Below are 21,902 nucleotides of genomic sequence, written 5' to 3' on the forward strand. Positions count from 1 at the left end.
GAACTTCGCCACGAAGTTCGGTGGACAACTCGGATGAACGAATCCGCCCTCAATTGGTAAAATAAACGGTGTTTCTTAGAATAAGTCTCTTCTGCGCCGCCGCCGCGGCGCTGTCCTGCGTTCCCTATCCGGGCGAGCCTCCCGTTGAGACCGGCAGCACCATTATCCAGGGGTCTTTCGCCCCGCTTGACGCGGGGGCCTACGAGTTGGCAAGCCTTCACTTCCAAGTCAAGGCCTACGGCGGCGAGGCGGCCCGGCAGGTCGCCGATCTTTCCGAGGAGCTCTACAACCGGATCATGGTGGATACCAACCTCTTCTCCTTCAGGCCCCGGGGCCTGTACCAGCTCGTGGTTTACGCCGACCAAAGCGAGTACCGCAGAAAGACCGGCCAGCCCGACTGGTCCGGGGCCGCGACCGTCGGCAACGCGATCTACGCTTACCCCGGGCCTCATCTCAAAAGGACCTTGGCCCATGAGATGACGCATCTCATCTTTTACGAGTACATGGGCTTCATGAATCTCGACCATCGCTGGGTGAGCGAAGGCCTCGCGGTCTACGAGGAGAACCAGGCGGCCGAAGGCTCGGGCTCGAGCGGCATTTTCAGCGATTTGCGCGGCCGCCTCCGGCAGCAGCCTTTCCCCATGGAGCAGTTCATCCATCTGGTGCCGGCCACCGAGCGCGAGCGCACGGTGAGCTCCTGGTACGCCCAGGCAGAAAGCATGGTGCGCTTCATGATCGAAAGGGGGGGCAAGATCGGCTTCTCGCAATTCCTGGCCGCCCTGCGCGAGAGCCGGAGCTTCGACCAGGCCGTGGCCGAGGGCTACCCTGGGGTGTGGAGGAGCCTGGCCGACCTCGAGGCGGCCTGGCGGAGGAGTTTGTGAGCGAGATTCCCCAGGGCGAGCGCAAAATCGTCCTTCCCATCGAGGGGATGCACTGCGCCTCCTGCGTGGCCAAGATCGAGGCGGCGGTCAAGAACATCCCGGGGGTTGTCTCGGTCGGCGCGGATTTGCCCTCGCGCACGGTCTCCATTTCCTACCTCCCCGGGCCCAGCGCAAGCGTCAAGAATTTCCGGCACGCCATCGAGAAGGCCGGCTACGACGTGCTGGGTGAAAGCGAGAGCCGGGGCGAGGCCGAGACCTTGAGCCTTTTCTCCCAGCAGGAGGAGCAGAAAAGGCTGCTCCTTCGCCTGCAGGCGAGCGTCCTGCTGGCTCTCCCGCTTTTGGGCTCCGATTTCCTGAACCTGTCGCCGTATACGAGCCTGCTCCTGGCCCTGCCGATCCAGATATACGGCGGCTGGCATTTCCATTTGGGATTCTACCGCAGCCTGCTCCGCGGCGGGGCGGACATGAACAGCCTGGTCTCGGTGAGCACCTGGGCGGCCTTCCTTTACAGCGCATACGTGGTTCTGATGCCGGAGACCTTGCCTCCCGCGGCCCGCGTGCCGCAATGGGACGCGGTCGCGGGGCTCGTGATCATGGTGACCTTGGGCCGCTGGCTCGAGGCCCAAACCCGCGGCAAGACCAACGAGGCCGTGCTCAAGCTCATGCGCATCGCTCCCAAAACCGTCTATGTCCTGCGCGGCGGCCAGGAGGAGATCGTCCCCATCGCAGAGGTGGCGCTCGGGGAAACGGTGCGGATCAAGCCCGGGGAGCAGATCGGGCTCGACGGGGTGGTGACCGCGGGATTTTCAACGGTGGACGAGTCCCTTCTTACCGGAGAGAGCCTGCCGGTCGAGAAATCACCGGGCAGCCACGTTTGGGGCGGCACCATCAACAAAACCGGCTCGCTTGAGATGCGGGTCGCCAAGTCCGGCGAGGAGTCGGCACTCTCGCGTATCGTCGAGGCCGTGCGCGCGGCCCAGGCCACCAAGCCGCGCATCCAGAAGTTCGTGGATTCCATCGCGGGCCGCTTCGTGCCCTTGGTGGTGCTCACCGCGACCGCCTCGGCCGTCCTATGGGCCCTCTACGGACCGGAGCCCAAGGTCCTGCGCGCCTTGACCTCCTTGGTTTCGGTCCTGGCCGTGGCCTGCCCGTGCGCTTTGGGGCTGGCCACGCCCTTGGCCATCATCGCGGGGATGGGCCGGGCCGCCCAGATGGGGGTGTTCATTCGCAACGCCGACGTCTTGGAGAAGGTGAGCGGTCTCGACATCGTCCTTTTCGACAAGACCGGAACCCTTACGGAGGGCAGGCCCCGTGTCATAGAGACGATCCTCGTGAGCGGCTCGGCCGATGAGATGCTCCGCTACGCCCTGGCCGCGGAACTGCGCTCCGAGCATCCCTTCGCCGAGGCCCTGCGCGCCTTCGCCAAGGCCGCCGGGGTCCGTGACCCGGATTTAGCCGTGGACTCCTTCGAGTCGTTTCCCGGACGCGGCGTGCTCCTTAAAAGCGGGTCCATGGCCGTGCGCGTGGGAAGCGTTTCCTGGCTAAAGGATGAGGGAGTGGCGGTCCCGCCCGCCGAATCCGGTATTTTTCATGGCGCTGTTTCCCTATTAGGGGTGGCCCTCGACGGGGTGTTTTTAGGGGCTTTCGTTCTCTCCGACACCGTGAGGCCCTCGGCCGCGGAGACCGTGGAGCGGCTCAAGGCCATGGGCCTTGAGATCGTCCTGGTTTCTGGGGACCGCAACGAGGCCGCCTACCGCATGGCCGAGGAGGTGGGCATAACCCGGGTTTTCGCCGAGATACTGCCCGAGGACAAGGCCAATATCGTGCGCCGGCTCCAGGACGAGGGCAAGAAGGTGGCCATGGTAGGGGAGGGCTTCAACGACGCTCCCGCCATCAGCCAGGCGGACGTGGGGGTGGCTTTGGCCTCGGGAACCGATATCGCGGTGGAGGCGGCGGATCTGACCATCATCAACCCCGATCTCACCATACTCGCCTCGGCTCTGGGCCTTTGCAGGAAAACCCGCCGGGTGATCTGGCAGAACCTGTTCTGGGCCTTCGCCTACAACGCGGTCCTGATCCCGGTCGCGGCCGGGGCCCTTTACCCGCATTTCGGCCTCGTCCTGCGCCCGCAGTGGGCCGGGGCCGCCATGGCCTTGAGCTCGATTTCCGTCGCGTTAAATTCCCTTCGCTTGAGAAAAAAATGAAAAAAAAGACCCCGCTCGTGTACGGCTACAACCCGGACTTGGCGCTTTCCGGAAAGGATGTCGAGCTTCCTCCCATCGAGACCTGGCCCAATCAGTACCGGGGCTACGAGATCAAGATCGAGTGCCCGGAGTTCACCTCGGTCTGCCCCAAGACCAAGCTCCCCGACTTCGGGACCTTGACCTTGCGTTACATGCCGGACAAGAAGTGCCTGGAGCTCAAATCCTTCAAGTACTACCTGCTCGGCTACCGGAACATGGGCATCTTCTACGAGAACGCGGTCAATAAGATCCTGGCCGACATCGTGTCGGCGACCTCTCCCCTTTGGGCCGAGCTAGAGGGGGCCTTCACCACGCGCGGCGGCATGCGCTCGGTCATCACCGCGCGCCACGGCACCCCAAGGGCCTAGCCGGGACTGGGTCCAATAACCTCTTTTTCCTGGGCCTTGCGGCCCAGGGGCCTTTCTCCGCGCTTTGCTATCTTGAGGCGCTTGATAAACCTCTAGCCTCAGGAGACAGCCATGTGGAACAAGGTCCGGAAAATTTGCGCCCTTATTGCCGCCGCCGTCATCGCCGCGCCGCCGGTAGGCGCGGGAACCACCCGCAATGTGTTTGCTCCCATCCATCCGTCCTGGTGGGAGGCGGTCAAGACCATGCCCGGGCATGGAAATATTGATTTATCATCGAAAGGTGGCGAGCGGGGGAGGTACGCTCCCTATGTTTTTGCCTTCCGCGATAGCGGGATCACGCCCCAGAATTTCCCGCCCCATCCCGAGTATCGGTTAGGCGCCGCGAACGCGACCTCTCTGCGCGCCTCCGCGATCCTGGCGGACAAAGTGGCCGAGCTCGCCCAGCAGGCCGATAACTTGCCGGCGGGGGACAAGGAATTGCCGAACGTAGCGGCCATGCTGTTCAAGATGGGCGCTGTTTGGCATGAACATCTTACCCCGGAGAGCCTTGAAGCCGCGCACAAGGCCTACGACGTCGCTCATGGAAAGCTCTCCCCGGCCCAGGGAAAGCGCGTTTCTCGGCGGATTAGGCGCGTGTGGGACAGCGTGTCCTGGGGCGAGCCGCATGGCGAGGCTGCCGTCCAGGCCCCCGAGGCGCTGGCGGCCTCGGAGGGGTTCCGGGCGGCGCCCGAGGAAACTGCCGTTTTCCCGAAGGTGTTTATCGCTCGGGATCTTTCTGAGTTCGAGGGACGAAGCTTCCTCAAGGCCATGATGGATGCCGACGGGCTCAAGGCCGATCTCGACGCGGACACGGCCCATTCCTTCGCGCTCGCGGATAAGGCAACGATCCGCGCCGCGGCCGAGGCCTTCGCTCCCGAGGTCTACCGCAAGGTGCTCAGAATTTTCAAAGATGGGCAAGCTGGCTTGGACGAGCTCTTGGATTCCCTGGACGGGGCTAAAGCCACCCCCGCCACTTTGGCCGCCGCTTTGAGAAAGACCCTTAAGGATAAGGACTTGCTGGCCCACCCCGAGAAGCTGCCCTTGAACGCCGTCCAACTCGTGCCTTTCCTGGCCATCGCCAGCGGCGCCGGGGTCCTGGTCCGCATTGACCCCAAGAACGGCTACATCAATATCGGCTATTTGCCGGGGGGAAGCCAGCTCGACCGGCAGATCGTGGAGCTGCACGTCAAATCCGGGCGCAGCTTTGGGATCGCCCCCGAGCACAAGGCCTTGGACGCCTCCGACGTCTTCTACCTCACCGAGCTCGGGGAGTACTTGAGGCAAGCGGATAGTGTGGAAGAATTTTACTCGGCTATCCTGAAGATGCTGAGCCACTCCAACGCCTCTGGTTACGCCTCTCTTGACGGCGCCGGCCAGACCGTGGCCACGGACTTCCAGGCCATCTATACGGCGGAGCTTGACCGCTACGTCATGACGGGGCTGAGGACCCATTCCTGGCAGAACGACCTCCTTGAGGCGACCATGGTCTCTGCCTTCGCGGCCCCGGCCGGGACGATAGTCCGTGACGGCGAGCTCTCGGCGGGATCCCCGGTGGACTTCTTCGGCAAGAGCAAGGTCAGCACCAGGAGCGGCATCGGCATCATGCGCCGGGACCGGCGCAAGCTCCAGATACTGGTCAGCAACGCCGCCCGTGAGCTTTTTGCCGAGGAAATCGCTGCCGTCGAGAGACTGATCGGCAGGCCCAAGGACGGGGATATTATCCACGCCTTGGCCGTTTACCTCAACAATCCCGTCAACAACGAGGCGGTCTCGGCCAACGCCGAGGCCTTGACCCAGGCCGTTTCCCGGCTCATGTCCCGGATTCATCAAGAGAGCGGCGCAGTTCTCCGTGCCCTCCCGCGGCCCAGCCCCGAGGCCTTGGCGGCACGGTTCGTCAAGTCGCATTCGAACGGAAAGCTCTATCCGGACGTCAATGACGGCAATAACGGAACGTTCGCGTATCTTCTCTCCGGAGAGGACGCCTCGCTAGTGGCGGAGGTTGCGGCCGCCTACCATGAGAAGATCACTCCGCCCGTCAAAATAAAATTCGACCCAGGGCAGCAGCGACTGATCGCCGTCCGGGACTCCAATGACGAGGTCCATTTCTGGGTGGCGATCATGGACAGGCGCACGGGCCGGATAACTCCGGTCGGCAGCGATATGAACACCGCCGACTTGTCGTATTTCCTGGGGGAAAATACTTTTTCTCGCATCTTTCCGGGTGAGAACTACGAGTTTGCCGACGGCTTCGATCTGATGGAGAGGCTGTTCCAAAAAGGAGTGGACCTCGACATCGGCAACACCGAGCGAGGCAGGGACTGAGGAAGGTTTCCTCGAAGCTTCTTATGATGGCGGGGGCGGCCGTTCTCGCGGCTGCGCTTTGCCTGGCGCCGGCGGCTATGGCGCAAGGCGCCTCCCGCGGCCAGGAGGCGCTCAAGTCCTGGGTGATGAAGTCCGTTCTCCAGTTCGGTTTCGAGCGAATTCCAGGGGAGGCGAGTCCGGCGGTGTCCCGCCTTCTTGAGCCCGGGGTCCTTGAAGACTGGGGCCGCTACGAGACCGCCCCGGGAGAGGTCCTCTCGATCTCCAAGCCAGGCCGGGCCCTGCATATCGAGCTCGTCCGGGACAACGGGCCGGGCAAAAAGCCCACTATCGTACGCGGCCATTACGACGGCCGGGGCGGCTATTCCCTGGAACTGCAGTTTCCACATATGAGCGAGCGCCTGCTTCTCACCCAGCAAAAGAAGCTCAAGGACCCGGCGGTGGCCGGGCTTTCGGACTCGGATTTCGCCGATTGGCTGGTTCGGGCCGAGGGCCTGGAGCCCGTGGAGGGCTTGGCCCGCAGGCAGGTCGCCGAGAGGAGTTTCGCGGCCTGGGAGCATTTGCCGGACAAGAACGGCAATCCGCCGGCCTTCTCGCCTCGGGCGAGCCTGCTTGGGGAAATCATGACGGGGGAGCTCTTTCATCTCTTCGATGGAGCAAAGGGCTCCTTGTCCATCGCCCGGCGCGGCCGGGTGCGCGTGGACGCCGTGTACGGCTATCTAGGGGATAGCCAGCTCGGGGAGGCGGAGCCCCTCGATTGGGTCCAGGCCCGCCAGACGGTCGAGGGCCTGGGGGCCCGCGGCTACAAGCCCTCTGGCGGCGTTTTAAGGAAAGCCGTCGTCTATAAGGGGAAAGAGGTGGAGGTCCAGGTCCGGGTGAGCCAGCCCGGCGTGCCCAACGGACGGCTCGCCCGGGCCATCGGCCGCATCCTCGAGCGCTCGGGAATCTCGGACCCGCGCCAGCGGGACGCGCTCGTGGAAGAGATCTTGGAGCGCGGCAAGGCCCAACCCTTTTTGCTGGCCGATGCCGAGCCCGGCTCGGCGCAATTCGCGGCGGACGCCATAAACGATGAGATCGCGGCGTTCGACCGGATCCAGGACGGCCGCTCCTTTAGGACCAAGAGGGCCTTCGAGGAGGCCCTGGCCCGGGCCGACGTGGTGGTTTACGATGGCCATTCGGGGGCGGGGGAGGGCTTTCGCTTCGGCCCCATGCGGAGCTTCTGGAACAGGATGTATTGGTTCTACATGGGGCGCCTGCGGCCCCATATCTACGAGCCCATACAGCGACTAAAAAAGCATCCCTGGCTTTCCTGGCTTATCAAGCATTCCCCGGCCTATAACGGCGGGTATATCGACGCGGAGATCCCCTTCTACATCCCGTGGCCCTGGGGGGAGGATTTCGAGCGACTCCTGGTGGACCCCTTGAGGCGCAGACAGCTCTTGTTCTTGGACTCCTGCAGCAGCATCAAGCATTACGAGAGGCTCTGGGAAGAGGTGCTGCGGGTGTGGCAGGAGGTGTTTTCTCCCGGCAAGTTCGACATCGTGGGCACCACCACGGACGCCAGCACCGGGACCGGGGTCGAGACCAAGCTCGCCATGATCGAGTCGGTCGAGAAGGGGGCCAACGCCCACGAGATCGTGCAGGCCCTGCGCGCGGCCGGTAAATCCGGTAAATCGGGAGGAACCCAGTACGCGCCCGGCCGGCACATGGGCGTGGATGGGGAGGGGGAATACGCCGACGTGTTCGGCGAGCCCCGCAGCAGAAGCTCCCATGCGGCGGTTGAAAACAGCGATGCTCCGGGCTTCATACTCGACAACAATGGCGCCCGCGCGGCGTTCCTGCCCTCGACGGAGGAGAGGTCGTATCCCTATTGGGGGTTGCCCAAGCGGTTTAGATAATGAGAAGCTTATTGGGCCATAAGACCCAGGGGGATAGCATGGCGGGGTGGTAAAATAAGCCATGATTTTCGGCTGGACGCTGAGTCGGGCGGCTGTCGCAATCACGGCGCTTGCCTGCCATGGCGCCTGGGCCGGCGGGCCAGAACATGCTCCGCCTATCACTCCCGCCTTGATAAGGATCGCCGCTGATTCCGGCGTTAACCCGAAGGCGGCGCGCGTGGCCTCCGCCTTCCTCGCGCTCCGGGCCAAGAGGCCGGAGGATGCCGAGTTCAGGACCGCCTTTGACCGGCAATTCAACGAATACCTGCGGCCGTTGTTGGGATCTGAAACAGGGGGCGTGCTCCTGGGGGAGGGGTTTGAGGATTCGGCGGTGGCGGAAGCGATCGCGGCGCATGCCTGCTGGGCCGAAGGTCAAGCCCGGCGCCGGTTGGCGGCCTGGCGGGACAAGGAGGAGTTCGGCCCCGATGAAGTGCTGGAGGCGCGGGGGGAGGCGATCATAGGGAGCCTGAACCCGTTTTACGATGATCAAACGAGGGGTTTCTTCAGCGCGGTGGCGGCCGGCCTTGCGGAGCCGGCGCGCGCGGTTATTGAAGGGGGGATAAGCCGCCGCTCCGTGGCACAGCGAGTCGAGGGAGTTTTATTATCCGCCGGGTTTCCGCAAACGGGGTTTGGGACGGAGTCGGCCGCCCCAGTTCTTGACGGGTGGGGCTCGGCCCCGGAGCCGCGCGGGCCTGAAGTCGGAATGCTGCGGGCGGCAAAGGCCATCCATGAGGCGCTGCCTTTTCCGGGCCAAGCCCAATTTGCGCGTTCAGAGGACCGTCTGATGGTTGCTGTCCTGGATGTTTCAGGACGGCGGCGGGCTTCCGCGGCAGTCGGACGCCTGGAGTTTCTGGGGAAAATCGAGGTTTTTCTGGACGAGGGTTTGGAGGCTTCCTTGGAAGCCATTGAGTCTCGCCTGGACCAGGAAGGGTTTGCCATCGAGCCGGCGGGCCCCGAGGGATTTTACAGGGTCTATTCTCTCGAGGAATTCCATGCGGAGAGGAACGCGAAAAACTGGGAGCTCATATTCGCTGATACGATCATTGTCGCCGCTTTTGAGGAATTGGAGAGGCAGGAGCCCGGCCGTTACTCCATTGAGGGCACGATGACTGACATCCATATATACGATGGAGACACCGTATATATGACGGCGACCGGCTCGGATAGTGGAAGCCGCATGGTATTCGCCGGTCCCGAGAACCCCGGAGTGATCGAGGCTCTAGTGAGCCGCGGCATGAGGCTTAAGCGCATGGGCCCGAAAGCCTTCCAAGTGTCCATCAAGGGCCGCAGAATCTAATCCTAAGTCGGCTCGGTTAGAATCTCGCGCAGGACCCGCTCGATGTCGGACTTTTGGGGGACCGTGGCGTTCTCTAGGTTGGGGGAGAGACCGACTCCGGGGACGGCCTTGGCGGCCAGGAGCCTGGGCCGTACCTTGAGCTCGTAGAAGAGCTCGTCCACGACGCGGCGGATCAGGTGCTCGGCGAAGTTGGCGATCTCGGTTTCCTCGTTGACGAATAGCACCCGCCCGGTCTTTTGGATGGACTCCTTGACGCAGTCCCAGTCGTAGGGGATAAGCGAGCGCAGGTCTATCACCTCGGCGTCCCCCGCGCCCTCTTGGGCAAGCGCCTTTGCCGCTTCCAAGACCAAGGGCGCCATCCTGCCGTGGGTCACCACCGTGGCGCCCTCTCCCGGTTTAGAGATCCTGGCCTTGCCGATGGGGACGGTGTATTCTTCCAGCTTCGGCCAGCGGGGCTTCCAATTGGCGCGGTCGCCGATGGGGGCGTCGATCATGGCCTTGAGCTCTTTCTCGTCAGCGGGCTCGCCCGGGATGAGCTCCTCGCCCTTGGCGCGCAGGAGGCCTTTGGGCTTGAGATACAGCACCGGATCGTCGTCCTTGATGGCGGAGAGCATGAGGCCGTAGGCGTCCAGGGGAGTCGAGGGACAGACCACCTTCATGCCGTGAAGCTTGGCCGCCATCGAGTCGAAGGAGTGGGAATGGTACACCGAGCCGTGGATGCCGGCCCCCACCGGGGTCATGATCACGAGCGGCGCGCTGAAGCGCCCGCCGGATGTCCACGTGCCGTTGGCGCAGAGCTTGAGCATGTCTATGGCGTTGAAGATATAGTCCACGAACTGTATCTCGGCCACCGGGCGCGATCCCGCCCAGGCCAGGCCCAGGGCCGCGCCGATGATGCCGCGCTCGTCCAGGGGAGAGTTCCAGGCGTTCTTGAGGCCTTGCGTCGCGGTGAAGACCCCGCCCAGGGGCGGGCCCACGTCCTCCCCGAAAATTTCCTTGACCCCCAGGTTTTCCTCGCCGTAATGGAGGGCCATGCGGATGGCTTGGGCCATGTTCGCCATGTCAGGAGCCTCCCTTAGTCGGATAGGATGGCGGAAGTGGTCCCGCGAAAACATGCTCCCAGATCGAGCCCGGCTCCGGGAAGGGCTCCTGTTTGACTTGTTGATGCGCGCAGTCTATCTCGGCCTGGGTTTCCTGCCAAACCTTGGAGAGCGCGTCCTTGCCGGCTAGACCCCGCTTCTCTAGCTCTGCCTCGAACAGGGCGATGCAGTCGGGCTCCGGGATGCGGTTGGCCCCGGAGGAGGAGGAGTGGCCGTAGAGGCGGCTGGTTCTGGCCTCCAAGAGATAAGGGCGCTTCTCCTTGCGGCAGTAGGCCATGGCCTCTTGGACGGCGAAATGGGACTCGACGGGGTCGTTGCCGTTGATGGTCTTGGCCGGCATATCGAAGGCCTTGCCCCAGTCCGAGATGTTCCTCTCCCCGTGCTGGCCCTTGGCCTCCACCGAGATGGCGTAGCCGTTGTTGACGACGACGATGAGGATGGGCAGAGGCAGGACCGGGCGGTTGGCCCAGACCAGGCACGAGTGGAAATCGCCCTCCGCCGTTCCCCCGTCGCCGCCGTTGACTATGGTGATGCCCTCCGAGCCCGCCCGCTTTTGGGCGATGCCGGTGCCGATGGCGGTGGAATATTGGGTCTCGATGGTGGGAGATACCGGCACGACGTTCATCTCCGGGATGGCGTAATGGTTGACGAAATTGCGTCCCATGGAGAACGGGTCGGTCGCGACACAACGCATCTGGCGGATGATGTCGATGGCGGACACCTCCATGGCGAGCGCGATGGCGCTCGAGCGGTAGTGGAGGTGGAGATAGTCGTATTCCAGACCCCGGCCTTTCTTCACCTGGAGCCCCAGGGGCACGTTGAAGCCCTCTTCCCCGGGGCCGCCGATCCAGAAGTAGCCGTCCCCGCTCTTGCTCATCTTGATGAGCCGCTCTTCCAAGAGGCGGGCTTGGACCATGAGAGCGTGCATCCGGAGCAGGGAGGCTTTTCCCAGTTTGGCGTAAAGGTCCGGCGTTTGCGGGAGGGCGGCGGGCCGATTTGCCATCTTTCTCATGTTAGCAAAAATGCCAGAAGCTCTCCAAACCGAGGCTTTAAAAAGCTTTTTTCGTCTGGGACTTACGACCTATGAAGGGCTTGGGTCCAATGCTCCTTGTCAGGGCCGGGCGCAACGGCTACCATGTCAAAGACCAGCCGCAGCGCTGGCCAGGAGGATTAAGGATGAAAAGAAAATTGTGTTTGTTGGCGGCGGCCGCGGCTCTCTGCGGGCTGAGGACGGAAGTTTCTGCCCACCCCCAGATGTCCTCCGCTGCGATTCTCAAGCCCATCTCATGCGCCCACTACGCCGGCGGCGGGATGAGAGGCCTGTCCCAGGAGCTGCGGTGCCGAGCCCAATGGATAGAGGCCGCGTCCGTCTATAATATGGCGGTGATGGGGGGGGTCGGGAACGAGGACGACAAGCTTATCTCCAAGATGGAGGTGGACCGCAATATCTCCAGGTCCAAGGAAATTCTGGATATTATGGGCTCCCAGGTGGTCACCGCCTCCGGGTCCGTGATCGAGAAAGCCGCCGACGAGGCCAGGAATATCCAGTATCAGCTGCCGCGCAGGCGCCCGCACAGCATCAGGTGCTGCAAGTACGAGAACCCTCCCTACCCTTAAGGCTGGTTGATAAACCCAATCTGGAAAGGTAAAATACTCAACAGCGTTAAGCAAGCAGGAAGCGCAGCCCCCATAACGGCTGCGCGCCTCCCCGCGAGGGAGGCTTGCCACAAGCCCAGTTGGCGCAGTGGTAGCGCGTTCCCTTGACATGGGAAAGGTCATAGGTTCAAATCCTATACTGGGCAGATTAATTTCGCAGCTGTCGTGGTATGTTCCGGAACTATCCCCTTCTCCTTGTCCTCGCGCTGCGCCGCGCGTTAAATTCCCAGGCTTGCTGCGGTATCCCGCCGGCATGCTTGGATTCCTATTTCCCCGGGAGGACTTGGGCTACTTGGTTGTCCGCGACCCGGAGGGAGCGCGGGCTCGCTAGATCGTCGCAGCTTTTGTCGGCCGGAGCGCAAGGCCGGTGGAGTTATTCACAAAACTTCGCGGCGAAGTTCGGTGGATAAGCGGCTGATCAGTATTCGATAAGGGGAACGCTGGATTCGTTAGTCCACCTCGCTTCGGCGGGAGCCAACCTGGCGACCTTGATCCAGCGCTCGATCGAGTCCACTATCTCCTTGGCCTCGACGCATTTGGGGTGGGATCATCAGCAGGGAAAGGGGGAGGACGATTTTCTTATTTTCCGTGGAGCAATGATAACAAAGAACCCTCTCCCTGGCGAGGGCCTAATCCCGTCATGATTTCGTAACACCGCGCCGCTAGACTTGCTGTTGATCGGCGCCTTCGTTTGGTAGAATTTTTCCATGACCATGACCAAGGACTCTCCCGACGTCTCCTCGCAGGAGTATTTGGACGCCCTGCGCCATTCCTGCGCCCACGTGATGGCCCAGGCGGTTCAAGAGCTTTTCCCCGGCACCAAGATCACGATAGGCCCGGCCATCGAGAACGGCTTCTACTACGATTTCGACGGGCCCCATCCCTTCGCCCTGGAGGACCTGCCCAAGATCGAGAAGCGCATGCGCCAGATCGCGGAGGGCAATCATGTCTTTAAGGGCGAGGAGCTGTCCTACGAGGACTCCAAGCGCTACTGGGAGGCGCGGGGGGAGACGTACAAGCTCGAGATCCTGGAGGGTCTGAAGGGCCAGAAAATCACCCATTACACCCACGGGACTTTCACCGACCTCTGCCGCGGCGGGCATTGCCCGAGCACCAAGGCCATCCGCCACTTCAAGCTCCTGAGCGTGGCCGGGGCCTACTGGCGGGGCGACGAGAAAAACCCCATGCTCCAGCGCATCTACGGCACGGCCTGGCCCACCAAGGAACAGCTGGAGTCCCATCTTAAGATGCTGGAGCAGGCCAAGGCCCGGGACCACAGGAAGCTCGGCCCCGCTTTGGATCTTTTCAGCGTGCAGGACTTGGCCGGCCCGGGGCTGGTCTTCTGGCACCCCAAGGGCGGGCGTATGCGTCTCATCATGGAGGACTGGCTGAGGGTCGAGGCCTTGAAGCGCGGCTACCAGATGGTCTACACCCCGCACATCGCCAACATAGAACTTTGGAACACATCCGGCCACCGCGATTTTTTCAGGCAAAACATGTTTTCCGAGATCGAGGTGGAGAAGGCGGATTATCAGTTAAAGCCCATGAACTGCCCCTTCCACATCCTCATCTACCAGAGCCGCCTGCGCTCCTACCGGGAGCTCCCGCTGCGCCTCTCGGAACTGGGCACTGTCTACCGCTACGAGCGCTCGGGAGTCCTCCACGGCCTTATGCGCGCCCGCGGGTTCACGCAGGACGACGCCCACATCTTTTGCGCCCCCGAATCCATGGAGTCCGAGATCGAGGCCTGCATCGACTTCGCCCTGGCCTTGTTCAAGACCTTCGGCTTTGAGCGCTACGCCATGGAGGTGTCCACCTGGGATCCGGGCAAGAGATCGGACTACTCCGGCGAGACCGCGGATTGGGAGAGCGCCCAGGGGGCTCTGGAGTCCGTTCTCAAGAAGCGCGACATCCCCTACCGGCTCATGCGCGGCGAGGCCGCTTTCTACGGCCCGAAGATAGACGTCAAGCTCATCGACGCCATCGGCCGCTCCTGGCAGCTCTCCACGGTGCAGTTCGACTTCAACCTTCCCGAGAAATTTCAGCTCGAATACATCGCCTCCGACGGCTCGCGCCAGCGCCCCCTCATGGTGCATCGCGCCTTGTACGGCTCGCTCGAGCGCTTTTTCGGCATATTGATCGAGCACTACGCCGGGCATTTCCCGCTGTGGCTTTCCCCGGTCCAGGTGAAGGTCCTCACCCTCACCGACGGCGAGGCCGCGGCCGGGGCGGAGTTCGCCCGGCGGCTCGAAGCGCTCGGCCTGCGCGCCGCCTGCGACTTCCGGGGCGAGAAGATCGGCCACAAGATCCGCGACGCCCAGCTCGAGAAAGTTCCCTACATGGTGGTCCTCGGGCCCAAGGACCTCGCGGCCGGGACTCTATCCGTGCGCCTGAGCGACGGCCGGCAATTCCACGGTGTCACCGAGGAGACATTCGCCCGGCGCCTCGGCCAGGAATGCGCGGAGAAATGGTCCGCCCCCCGCTGGGACGCATGAGGGCCCTGCTCCTGGCGGCTTTGCTCGGCACCCGGAGCCTATGCGCCGCCGCCCCCTGGAGCGACTCCGACGGCAAGGTCCAGCAGGAGGAGGACGTCTTCGCCTCCGCCACTCAGATGTTCCGCGAAGCGGCGGCGCCGCAGGACTCGTCCGCGGCGGTGGAGGCCCTCGATAATTTCCTCTCCAAGTTTCCACGCAGCCTAAGGGCCGCCGACGCGCGCTTTTTGATCGGCGAGGCGCAGATGCGCTACGCCTTGAGCCTCCTTAAGGAAGAGGCCGCCTCCAAGAAGAATTCCGCTTCTCGGGCGCTTTCCGCTTCCAACCCCGCCGCGGCCAAGGCCCTCCAGGCCGCGCGCAAGGCCTTCAGCGCGGTGGCCGAGGACAAGAAAAGCGGGCTTGGGGCCTCGGCCCAGTACCGCTTGGGGGAGGCGGCCTACAACGAGAGAAATTGGGAGGAGGCCTTGAAGCAGTTCGGCGAGGTCGAGAGCAGATTCCCCAAGTCCTACCTGGCCGGGGAAAGCCTGCTCGGCATCGTCTACTCTTATCTCGCCATGGAGGAGTTCGAGGCGGCCGAGTCTTCCCTTTTCATCCTGGGGGAGACCTATCCCGCCTATCTCAAGGAGCAGGCCGCGCTTTATGCCCAGGGCGTGGTGGCCCTGCACAAGGGGGACTACAACAACGCCGAGAAGGCCTTGAAGGCGGTGAGCACTCCGGAGGCCCAGTATTATTTGGGAAAGACCTACCTCCTATCCAAGAGAGCGTATCTCGCGGCTACGGCCTTCGAGAAGCTGATCCGCGATTACCCCGAGAGCGAGCTCAAGGAAGAGGCCCAGTTCTACATCGCGGAGTCCTTCTTCCTGGCCGAGGACTACGATGGGGCGGTCTCAAAATACCAGCGGTTCATCAGCCTCTACCCGGACAGCCCTCTGCGCTCGGCCGCCAATTTCCGCGTCGGCGCCTGCCATTTCCAGAAAAAGGACTATATCCAGGCCCGGGCCCAGCTCCAAGGCCTTTTGGACCGCGCCCCCGGCGATTTCTTCGGGCCCATTTCCCAATACCTCGTCGCCGAGACGTATCTGGCGACCGGACAGATTCGCGACGCGCTTTTCGCCTACACCAAGGTGATCACCCAGCACCCCGAGACCCTCAGGGTGTCGCCCCTGGCCCATTACAAGCTGGCCTGGACCCAGGCCCAGGTGGGCGACTTCGCGCAAGCGGCGCAGACCTGCCGGAATTTCCTGTCCCTGTACCCCAACAACGCCTTGGCCAAGAACGTCTACCTTATCCTGGGCAACGCCTTGGTGGGGCTCGGCCGCCACGGCGAGGCCGCGGACGCCTTCCAGCGCATCATAGACATCGCCCCGTCCTCGGAGATCGCCGAGCAGGCCCTTTTCCTGATTTTGCAAAACCAATTCAGCGGGAAGAACTACAACTCCATCCTCACCTCCTATCAGTACATCTTCCGGCACATGCCGCCCTCTCGTTCGAAGTGGCGGACCTTGAGCTACCTCTACGCGGCCGAGGCCTATCTGGCCTTGAACCAGGTGGAGGAGGCCAAGGTCATCTATGAGATGATACTCAAGGTCTACCCGGACGACCCCGCCGCCATCTACGCCCAGGACGGGCTGGCCTGGTGCTACAGCTATGAAGGAGAGGACCAGAAGGCCTTGGAGGAGCGCCAGAAGCTCAAGGAGATGCTCTCCGCGGCTTCCTCCACCTTCACTTTCTCGGGCGTCAATGAACTCGGCATCGCCGACAGCCTGTTCAACCAGAAGAACTACGAGGACTCCTTCCAGCTCTACGAGAAATACGCCCAGGAGCATCCGGACTCCGCCCAGGCCCCCGTGGCCCTGTACCGGGCGGGCCAAAGCCTCTACAACGCCCGCTTCTACACCCAGGCCCTGGAGGCCTGGAAAAAGCTCATGTCGCGCTATCCCCAGGCCAAGGAAGCCGAGGCTGCGGCCTTCCAGTCCGCCGACACCTTGTTCCGGGCCCAGAAATACGGCGAGTCCATGGCCGCCTACCGCGCCATCCTAAAGAATTTTCCGTCCGACTCCCGGCTTGCCATGGCGCGCCTGCGCCTGGCCCAGGCCGCCTACAACGCCAAGGACGACGCCGCGGCCGTCAAGGAGGTCCAGGAGCTTGTCGGCCAATTCCCCGGTTCCCCGGAGGCCTCCGACGGCCTCGAGATACTGGAAAGCGCCCTCGACCGCCTGAGGAAGGCGGACTTCAAGGCGGTCTTGCGCGGCATGATCGCGGCCGCCGCCGCCAAGCCCATCGCCGCGGACCTGCAGTTCCGCCTGGCCCGGCGCTGCTTCGAGGCCAAGGACTACGCCGAGGCGGCCTCGGAGTTCCAAAAATTCAGCGTGGAGCACACCAACCACGCCGAGCTCGGCAAGGCCCAGTTTTATCTTGGCGAGAGCTGGTTCAAGCTTTCCAATTTCCAGGAGGCCATTCCGGCCTTCGAGCGCCTCCTTGACAACTTCGAGCGGGGCGAGAACACGGCGCTGGCCCTATTCCACCTGGCCAGCGCCTCCTACGGCTTGAAGAAGCACCAGGAGGCCATCCGCTATTACCTGCGTCTCATCGAGGAGTACCCGGAGGCGGAGTACGTCAAGGCCGCCCAGTTCAATCTGGCCCTCTCCTACAAGGCCGTGGGCCGGCCCGACATGTCCCAGGACGCCTATCAGAAGTACGTGGGCCTGGCGGGGGCCTCCGATCCCGCGGCCTTGTCCGCCCTTTGGGAGGTCTTCGCCATCCAAAAGGACCGCAGGGACTACGAGGGGGCTCTTTCCACCTTGAGCCGGATCGGCGAGCGCGCCCAGCCAGGGGCCGAGATGGCCTTGGAGGCCGCGTATCGGGCAGGAGAGATTTACGTCGCGCAGAAGCGGCCAGACGAGGCGCAGAATGCCTGGGAAAAGCTTCGCCCCATGCGGCCGGCGGGCAACCCTTTCCGCCTCCAGGCCCTTATACGCCTCGGCGAGCTTTACGAGAGGGGCTCGGATTACGAGAAGGCCCTGGCCGTCTATGACGATTTGGCCCGCAACGCGGGCAAGGCCGTGGCGCAGTCCGCGGCCCAGCGCGCCGCCGCTTTGCGCAGGGCGGGCAAGTCCGCGGCCCAGACGCCCAAGGCCAAGGCGGGGAGGATTCAATGATGGGTCAGATCAATTACCTGCTGATGCTCCGGGACAGCCTCACCCTCCTCGTCCTCCTTTTCTGCTCGGTGCTCTCCTTCACTTTCATGATCGAGCGCTGGCTGTATTTCCGCCGCGCCGAGGGAAACGCAGAGAACGTGCTCGCGCACGTGCGCAAGCTCCTGGAGGATGGCAAGAGCGAGGCCGCCCTCCATTTCTGCCAGAAGCAGTCCTCCTGCGTGGCGCAGGTGGTTCATTACGGGCTTCTCCACGCCGGGCGCTCGCGCAAGGATTTGGAGGAGCTCCTGCACAGCAAGGGGCTCGAGGAAAGGCTTAAGCTCGAGCGCTTCCTGGCGGTCCTGGGAACCTTGAGCAACACGGCACCCTTCATCGGCCTTTTCGGCACCGTGGTCGGCATCATCAAGGCCTTCCGAGACCTGGCCTTGGCCGGAGGCGGGGGGCCGAGCGTGGTGGCCAAGGGCATCGCCGAGGCCCTGGTGGCGACCGCCGCCGGGCTTCTGGTGGCCATCCCGGCCGCGGTCATCTACAACTACTTCACCAGGAGAGTCAAAGAGCTCTCGGTCCAGATGCAGGTGGCCGCGACCCGGCTCATCGTGATGCTTGGGGCCAAATAAATGGCGGGCGCCCAGGACAAGGCCGAGGAGCCCATCACCGCGATCAACGTCACGCCCTTGGTGGACGTCTGCCTCGTGCTCGTTATCATCTTCATGGCCATCGCGCCCATGGCCTTGAGCATCGGCATCAACGTTCTCCAGTCGCGCGCCGGCGTCGCCCAAGGCAAGGCGTCCTTGAGCGAGAACGTCCAGGTGCGCCTCATGGCTGACGGCAGGATCACGGTCAACGGGGCCGAGGTCGCGGCCGCGGCCGCGGCTCTGGAGTCCGAGATCTTGAAGGCTCTGGCCGCGAGCAAGGACAAGCTGGTGGTCATTTCCGCGGATGCCAGCAACAAGGTGGGAGAGGTCGTCCGGATCTTGGACACGGCCCAGCAGGCGGGGGCCCTGAAGCTCGCCATCCTCAAGAGCGAGGAACAGCCGGGGGGGAAGGCCTGATGGCCGTGGATTGGGAGGACGAGGGCGAGATCGTCTCGGGCATCAACGTAACACCCTTGGTGGACGTTTGCCTTGTCTTGGTGATCATTTTCATGGTGACGGCCCCGATGATGTCGGACCCGGTGATCAAGGTCACCTTGCCCCAGGCCCACACTCGCGAGGGCTCTGAGTCCGACAAGCTCACCGTCACCTTGAGCCGGGAGGGACGCCTGGCGCTGGATTACAAGGAGTTCAAGGATTTGGATTCCCTGAAGGCAGAGCTAGAGGCCCGGCTTCTGGCCAGCGACTCCAAGCGAGTCGTGCTGAGGGCCGACGAAAGCGCCACCCACGGCAGGCTCACCGAGCTCATGGCCCGGGCCAAGGAGGCCGGGGCCCAGGTTCTCACCATCGCCACGGAGCCCAAGAAATGACCGCTTCCAGGGTCCCGGTTTCCGTGATGAGCTCCTTGGCCTTGCACGCGGCGGGGCTCGGGCTGTATCTCCATATGTCCCGGTTGGCCCGCCAGGCAGGGGCCCGCGTGATCGCCAACGTGGACCTCATGATCGAAACGCGCCGGCCCGTGGAGACGCCCAAGCCGATCCCTCGGGCCCCGAGCCCTCCCAGCACGTGGAATTTCCTGAAATTGGCCTTGCCTGCGGCTCCCAAGGCGGCGCCCCAGGCCCTTGATGCCGAGCCCTCAAGGGCGAGGGCCGCGGCACTCATGGCGGTCCCCAAGCTCGAGGAGAGAAGCCGCCGGCCCCAAGCCCCCGCCGAGCTTCCCAGGCTCGAGGACGTCGGGCGGCGGCGCCCGGCCGGCGCCTTGCAGGGTCTGGAGGCCGCGAGCTTATCCGCTCGCCGGCGTCTCTCGGCCGCGCCCCGGCCCCTTGTGGAGGCGGCCCCGGAGCGGGGGGCCCTGCGCCGCACGCTCGAGGCGATTCTCCCGGTCTCGGAGCGCCTGGACATGGCTCCGCAGATGCGGGAGGCGCCCGAGGCTCTTCGCAATAGGCTTGAGCCCGTGCTCTCGCCTGCTCCCCAGCGCGGCAAGGCCAGGGCCTTGGAGGAGAATAAGGGGGTGGAAATAGAGGGCCCGCTCTCCGGCCGCAAGGTCCTGTCGTACGTGATTCCAGAGTTCCCGGCTTGGGCCCGCGATCTGGGGGTTCACGAGGCCTCGCTTTCCATCCGTTTCGACGTCTCGCCGCAGGGGGCGGTCCTGCCCCAAATGCTTGTGGAGCGCACCTCGGGCTTCGGGCGGCTCGATCGCCTGGCCTTGGAGGCCCTGCGCCAGTGGCGCTTCGCGCCCTTGGCCGGGGGCCGGAGGCAGTGGGGAATCATCACGTTCCGGTTTCTCTTGGAGTGAACGCCATGAAGAAAACTCTGTGCATGCTGTTCTTGGCCTTAAACGCCCGGGCCGCCGGGGGCTTGCCCGCGGCGGCCCCGACTCCCGGTGGTCTGCCCGAGGAGGTGGTGGTCAAGGGCGAGGCCGGAACCCAGAAATTCGGCGAGAAAAAGCCCCCCGTGCGCGTCGAGGTGGATCCCTACGAGTCCATCAGGCCTTCTCTCGAGCCCAACCCCTCGCTTCTTCTCACCGTCTCTCCTTTGACCGTCTCCTGGCGCCGCACTTATCCTGATTTTCTCCTGCAGGAGCGGGTGGTGGAGCTTTGGAGAAGCACCTTCAGCCAGAGGCCCGGGATCGCCTTCCCCATGCGCCAGAAGCTCGAGGAAGTCCTCCAGGCCAAGCTCACGCCCCGCCAGGCCCGGCAGTACGCCTGGAGCCTCAGCATCGTGGACCAGGAGGGCCGGGTCTTTGAGCACCACGAGGGCTCGTCCTTGGGCGAGGAGCTTGTCTGGAGGGGACTCAACAGCCAGGACGAGTCCATGCGCGCCGGGCAATCCTATTCCGCGGTCTACACCTTCACCGATCCGCGGGGCTCTCCCCGGACCAGCGTGGGCAAGCAGCTCCTTTTCAACGGGATGGTCCACCAGGAGGACTCCGGTCTGCACATCAGCCTCGATTCCGCGACCCTTTTCGGCAGCGGCAAGTCCCAGCAGGTCGTGGGCCCCGTGGCCGGAGCAGATCTTCTGCGCTCGGCCAGCGACCTCATCAAGAGGCGCTATTACGGGATTCCCCTCGCGATCCGGGCCTTCGCGCAGACCAAGGAATTGGGGCTGGCCCAGGCCAAGTCTATTTCCGCCTACCTCGCCAAGGACCTGATGCTCGCCTCCCGCAACATCAGCGTGGACGCGGCTCCCGTCCCCTACTCCGACCAAAGAGTGGAAATTGTCCTTTTAAATCGCTAATATTTAAAAGGTCCCGCCGCGGGGCGGGGGTTTAGGCTCTCTACAGGAGACAACTATGGCAATCAATGTCGGAATCAACGGTTTCGGGCGCATTGGGCGCCTGGTGATGCGCGCCGGGGTCAAGAACCCCGCCTTGAACTTCGTGGCCGTCAACGATTTGACGGACGCCAAGACCTTGGCCCATCTTTTCAAGTACGATTCCACCTTCGGGATTTATCCGGGCGGCGTGGAGGCCCGCGGGTCGGACCTCGTGATCGACGGCAAGGTCATCCGAGTGATCGCGGAGAAGGATCCGGCCCAGCTTCCCTGGAAGAGCCTGGGAATCGAGCTCGTCATCGAGTCTACGGGGCGCTTTACCGAGGCGGAAAAGGCCAAGGCGCATCTCGGCGCGGGGGCGCGCAAGGTCATCATCTCGGCGCCGGCCAAGGGCGAGGACATTACCGTGTGCATGGGCATCAACGAGGACCTCTACGACCCGGCCAAGCATTGCATCGTCTCCAACGCCTCCTGCACCACCAACGCCTTGGCGCCGCTGGCTAAGGTCATGAACGAGGCCTTCGGCATCAAATCGGGCCTCATGACCACGGTCCACTCCTACACCAACGACCAGGTGGTCCTGGATTTCGCCCACAAGGACCTGCGCCGGGCCCGGGCCGCGGCGGTGAGCATGATCCCGAGCAGCACGGGGGCGGCCAAGGCCATCGGCCTGGTCCTGCCGCAGCTCAAGGGCAAGCTCAACGGCATCGCCATCCGCGTGCCCACCCCGGACGTCTCTTTGGTGGACCTCACCGTGGTGACCGAGAAGCCGACCTCCAAGGAGGAGGTCAACGCGGCCTTCAAAAAGGCAGCCGAGTCAGGCAGGCTTAAGGGCTATCTCCAATACTGCGAGGCGGAGCTCGTGTCCAAGGATTTTACGGGCAACAGCGCGAGCTCGATTTTCGACGCGCCGCTCACCGACGTGGTCGGGCAGAACCTGGTCAAGGTTTTCGGCTGGTACGACAACGAATGGGGCTACTCGAACCGGGTCATAGATCTGTCCGCCTACATCGCCAAGAAAATGGGCGCCCCAGCCAAAGTCTAAGCCTC

Annotated in this window: 17 protein-coding genes and 1 tRNA gene; 16 read left to right on the forward strand and 2 right to left on the reverse strand. The window is 63.6% G+C overall.

All coding sequences use genetic code 11. From position 1 onward, the window contains the following. Positions 1-68 precede the first annotated feature (68 nt). The 6 genes from HY921_04870 (at position 69) to HY921_04895 (ending at position 9,084) form a co-directional block, all read left to right on the forward strand. Positions 69-881, forward strand: a complete 813-nt coding sequence (locus HY921_04870; GenBank protein ID MBI5630199.1) for a hypothetical protein — start codon at positions 69-71, stop codon at positions 879-881. Further along, positions 878-3,085: a copper-translocating P-type ATPase gene (locus HY921_04875; protein MBI5630200.1), complete on the forward strand. Its 2,208-nt coding sequence runs from the start codon at positions 878-880 to the stop codon at positions 3,083-3,085. Before HY921_04870 ends, HY921_04875 begins: the two co-directional genes overlap by 4 nt. Next, complete coding sequence (queF, locus tag HY921_04880; protein ID MBI5630201.1) at positions 3,082-3,492, forward strand: NADPH-dependent 7-cyano-7-deazaguanine reductase QueF; 411 nt, start codon at positions 3,082-3,084, stop codon at positions 3,490-3,492. The genes HY921_04875 and queF overlap by 4 nt, the downstream gene beginning before the upstream one ends. Positions 3,493-3,603: 111 nt before the next feature. Continuing rightward, positions 3,604-5,853 (forward strand): hypothetical protein, encoded by a 2,250-nt coding sequence (locus HY921_04885; protein ID MBI5630202.1) that lies wholly within the window; start codon positions 3,604-3,606, stop codon positions 5,851-5,853. A gap of 23 nt (positions 5,854-5,876) precedes the next feature. Next, complete coding sequence (locus HY921_04890) at positions 5,877-7,748, forward strand: hypothetical protein (protein ID MBI5630203.1); 1,872 nt, start codon at positions 5,877-5,879, stop codon at positions 7,746-7,748. Positions 7,749-7,809: 61 nt separating this feature from the next. After that, positions 7,810-9,084 carry a hypothetical protein gene (locus HY921_04895; protein MBI5630204.1) on the forward strand — a complete coding sequence of 425 codons (1,275 nt, stop codon included), beginning with the start codon at positions 7,810-7,812 and terminating at the stop codon, positions 9,082-9,084. A gap of 2 nt (positions 9,085-9,086) precedes the next feature. On the opposite strand, the gene HY921_04900 is transcribed toward HY921_04895, so the two are convergent. Continuing rightward, positions 9,087-10,145, reverse strand: coding sequence for an alpha-ketoacid dehydrogenase subunit beta (locus HY921_04900; GenBank protein MBI5630205.1), 1,059 nt, complete (start codon positions 10,143-10,145; stop codon positions 9,087-9,089). Position 10,146: 1 nt separating this feature from the next. Then, positions 10,147-11,112, reverse strand: a complete 966-nt coding sequence (locus tag HY921_04905; GenBank protein ID MBI5630206.1) for a thiamine pyrophosphate-dependent dehydrogenase E1 component subunit alpha — start codon at positions 11,110-11,112, stop codon at positions 10,147-10,149. A gap of 248 nt (positions 11,113-11,360) precedes the next feature. Between HY921_04905 and HY921_04910 the strand changes: the two genes are divergently transcribed. From HY921_04910 to gap, 10 genes are all read left to right on the forward strand, one after another. Next, positions 11,361-11,801, forward strand: coding sequence for a hypothetical protein (locus HY921_04910; protein MBI5630207.1), 441 nt, complete (start codon positions 11,361-11,363; stop codon positions 11,799-11,801). Positions 11,802-11,914: 113 nt separating this feature from the next. After that, positions 11,915-11,986: transfer RNA gene (locus HY921_04915), tRNA-Val, on the forward strand. A gap of 561 nt (positions 11,987-12,547) precedes the next feature. Further along, on the forward strand, positions 12,548-14,335 hold the full coding sequence (thrS, locus tag HY921_04920) for a threonine--tRNA ligase (protein MBI5630208.1): 1,788 nt from the start codon (positions 12,548-12,550) through the stop codon (positions 14,333-14,335). After that, positions 14,308-17,490 (forward strand): tetratricopeptide repeat protein, encoded by a 3,183-nt coding sequence (locus HY921_04925; protein ID MBI5630209.1) that lies wholly within the window; start codon positions 14,308-14,310, stop codon positions 17,488-17,490. Before thrS ends, HY921_04925 begins: the two co-directional genes overlap by 28 nt. Beyond that, positions 17,487-18,104, forward strand: a complete 618-nt coding sequence (locus HY921_04930; GenBank protein MBI5630210.1) for a MotA/TolQ/ExbB proton channel family protein — start codon at positions 17,487-17,489, stop codon at positions 18,102-18,104. The genes HY921_04925 and HY921_04930 overlap by 4 nt, the downstream gene beginning before the upstream one ends. Continuing rightward, a complete protein-coding gene (locus HY921_04935; protein ID MBI5630211.1) occupies positions 18,105-18,539 on the forward strand; it encodes a biopolymer transporter ExbD in 435 nt (144 codons plus the stop codon). Continuing rightward, positions 18,539-18,949 carry a biopolymer transporter ExbD gene (locus tag HY921_04940; protein MBI5630212.1) on the forward strand — a complete coding sequence of 137 codons (411 nt, stop codon included), beginning with the start codon at positions 18,539-18,541 and terminating at the stop codon, positions 18,947-18,949. The genes HY921_04935 and HY921_04940 overlap by 1 nt, the downstream gene beginning before the upstream one ends. Further along, a complete protein-coding gene (locus HY921_04945; GenBank protein ID MBI5630213.1) occupies positions 18,946-19,875 on the forward strand; it encodes a TonB family protein in 930 nt (309 codons plus the stop codon). Before HY921_04940 ends, HY921_04945 begins: the two co-directional genes overlap by 4 nt. A gap of 5 nt (positions 19,876-19,880) precedes the next feature. After that, entirely contained in the window at positions 19,881-20,816 is a 936-nt protein-coding gene (locus HY921_04950; GenBank protein ID MBI5630214.1) for a hypothetical protein, read from the forward strand. A gap of 55 nt (positions 20,817-20,871) precedes the next feature. Beyond that, positions 20,872-21,897, forward strand: a complete 1,026-nt coding sequence (gene gap / locus HY921_04955) for a type I glyceraldehyde-3-phosphate dehydrogenase (GenBank protein MBI5630215.1) — start codon at positions 20,872-20,874, stop codon at positions 21,895-21,897. Positions 21,898-21,902 lie beyond the last annotated feature (5 nt).

This window comes from Elusimicrobiota bacterium (assembly GCA_016218575.1).
In the GTDB taxonomy this organism is placed as follows: Bacteria; Elusimicrobiota; Elusimicrobia; order UBA1565; family UBA9628; genus JACRDN01.

Excerpts from the sequence above, each read along its gene's own strand:
- thrS (MBI5630208.1), top strand. The coding sequence starts at position 12,548 with ATGACCATGACCAAGGACTCTCCCGACGTCTCCTCGCAGGAGTATTTG.
- gap (MBI5630215.1), top strand. The coding sequence starts at position 20,872 with ATGGCAATCAATGTCGGAATCAACGGTTTCGGGCGCATTGGGCGCCTG.
- queF (MBI5630201.1), top strand. The coding sequence starts at position 3,082 with ATGAAAAAAAAGACCCCGCTCGTGTACGGCTACAACCCGGACTTGGCG.
- HY921_04930 (MBI5630210.1), top strand. The coding sequence starts at position 17,487 with ATGATGGGTCAGATCAATTACCTGCTGATGCTCCGGGACAGCCTCACC.
- HY921_04905 (MBI5630206.1), bottom strand. The coding sequence starts at position 11,112 with ATGCACGCTCTCATGGTCCAAGCCCGCCTCTTGGAAGAGCGGCTCATC.
- HY921_04900 (MBI5630205.1), bottom strand. The coding sequence starts at position 10,145 with ATGGCGAACATGGCCCAAGCCATCCGCATGGCCCTCCATTACGGCGAG.
- HY921_04925 (MBI5630209.1), top strand. The coding sequence starts at position 14,308 with ATGGTCCGCCCCCCGCTGGGACGCATGAGGGCCCTGCTCCTGGCGGCT.
- HY921_04910 (MBI5630207.1), top strand. The coding sequence starts at position 11,361 with ATGAAAAGAAAATTGTGTTTGTTGGCGGCGGCCGCGGCTCTCTGCGGG.
- HY921_04945 (MBI5630213.1), top strand. The coding sequence starts at position 18,946 with ATGACCGCTTCCAGGGTCCCGGTTTCCGTGATGAGCTCCTTGGCCTTG.
- HY921_04895 (MBI5630204.1), top strand. The coding sequence starts at position 7,810 with ATGATTTTCGGCTGGACGCTGAGTCGGGCGGCTGTCGCAATCACGGCG.
- HY921_04890 (MBI5630203.1), top strand. The coding sequence starts at position 5,877 with ATGATGGCGGGGGCGGCCGTTCTCGCGGCTGCGCTTTGCCTGGCGCCG.
- HY921_04940 (MBI5630212.1), top strand. The coding sequence starts at position 18,539 with ATGGCCGTGGATTGGGAGGACGAGGGCGAGATCGTCTCGGGCATCAAC.
- HY921_04885 (MBI5630202.1), top strand. The coding sequence starts at position 3,604 with ATGTGGAACAAGGTCCGGAAAATTTGCGCCCTTATTGCCGCCGCCGTC.
- HY921_04935 (MBI5630211.1), top strand. The coding sequence starts at position 18,105 with ATGGCGGGCGCCCAGGACAAGGCCGAGGAGCCCATCACCGCGATCAAC.
- HY921_04950 (MBI5630214.1), top strand. The coding sequence starts at position 19,881 with ATGAAGAAAACTCTGTGCATGCTGTTCTTGGCCTTAAACGCCCGGGCC.